Annotated in this window: 1 protein-coding gene; it reads left to right on the top strand. The window is 45.7% G+C overall.

Annotation, left to right across the window (positions count from 1 at the left end; translation table 11 throughout):
• The first annotated feature begins 587 nt into the window (after positions 1 to 587).
• Complete coding sequence (locus HNQ59_RS19470; protein WP_184042042.1) at positions 588 to 971, top strand: hypothetical protein; 384 nt, start codon at positions 588 to 590, stop codon at positions 969 to 971.
• Positions 972 to 1,096: the final 125 nt, after the last annotated feature.

The raw sequence follows: 1,096 nt of genomic DNA, 5'->3' as shown, positions 1-1,096 counted from the left end.
AGGCAAGGGGCTGCCTGACTGGAATATCCTGCCTCTCGAGTACACCCCTGGGACCTTGTATTCCAATCCGCTGCCGGTTAGGTTGGAGCGGGTGGTGCCGGGCGGGGTAGAATTGGGGGGGGGGTTGTTCCAGGCAGAGTATTCGACCCAACAGGTAATCCTTTACCCTATGGTTTCAAGAGTTTTGAGGACTACACCACTTTTGTTGATGCACTAAAGAGCCGACTTCCGGAAAATACAAGCATTGTATTCAAAGGTAGTTCTGTCACCGGTCGTAGCTCGCCATTTAGTAAAACGCCGAACTCTCCGTTTGATCACGGTCGTATTAGTGATTATGACATTGCCTTGGTTAATGATGACTTGTACCTTCAGTCGTTGGAATTGGGAAGAGCGAATGGTTTCAAAGTAAAAACCATGCCTGATCGTATAGGTCCATTAACTCCAGAGCAATCGAGACTCCTTGGGCTTAGTGATGTACGAGCTATGCTATCTCAACAAGCTGGACGTCCTGTGGAATTTATGCTCTACGACAACATTCCTGGTGCACTATCTTGCCCGTCTCACATTGTCAAACTTGGTAAATAGATATGCACATATATGATTATTATGGAATTAGAGAGAATGATACCACCGTTGCGGTGCGACAGTTGGCGCTTGCTTTGGGTATTGAGTTTTCGCTTCATGAAAGTAGTTTCTGGGGCGAATATTTCCGGGCTGATATTGGAGGAGGCGGATGTATTAGGATAATTTCAAATTTTTATGATGGAGATTGGCATAAGGAAGAGTATCGGCAATACCCGCTCTTGCTTGAGATTAATGAGATAGCAGATCCTGATACAGTCATGCAGCTTATATTGAGGATAGAAGGTATTGACTTCCTGTACCGCTCAGAGGTGGAAGAGAAGAGATGGATTCGTCGTTATAAATATGAAGGCGAAAAATTTCTCTTGATTGACGAGAAAATTTTGTAGTCACCATACCGGCACACGAGCAGGCGCTCACCTGACCTTTCCCCGTTAGGTATCCCAGTCTTTAATTAGCAACCTGGGTCCTCTGTTGGTGGTACTTCTGCCGGAATTCTTCCGGCGTTAAATAT

The organism is Chitinivorax tropicus (assembly GCF_014202905.1).
Taxonomy (GTDB): domain Bacteria; phylum Pseudomonadota; class Gammaproteobacteria; order Burkholderiales; family SCOH01; genus Chitinivorax; species Chitinivorax tropicus.
The sequence above is the reverse complement of the archived record's forward strand: the minus strand, read 5'-3'. Positions and strand labels throughout refer to the sequence as shown.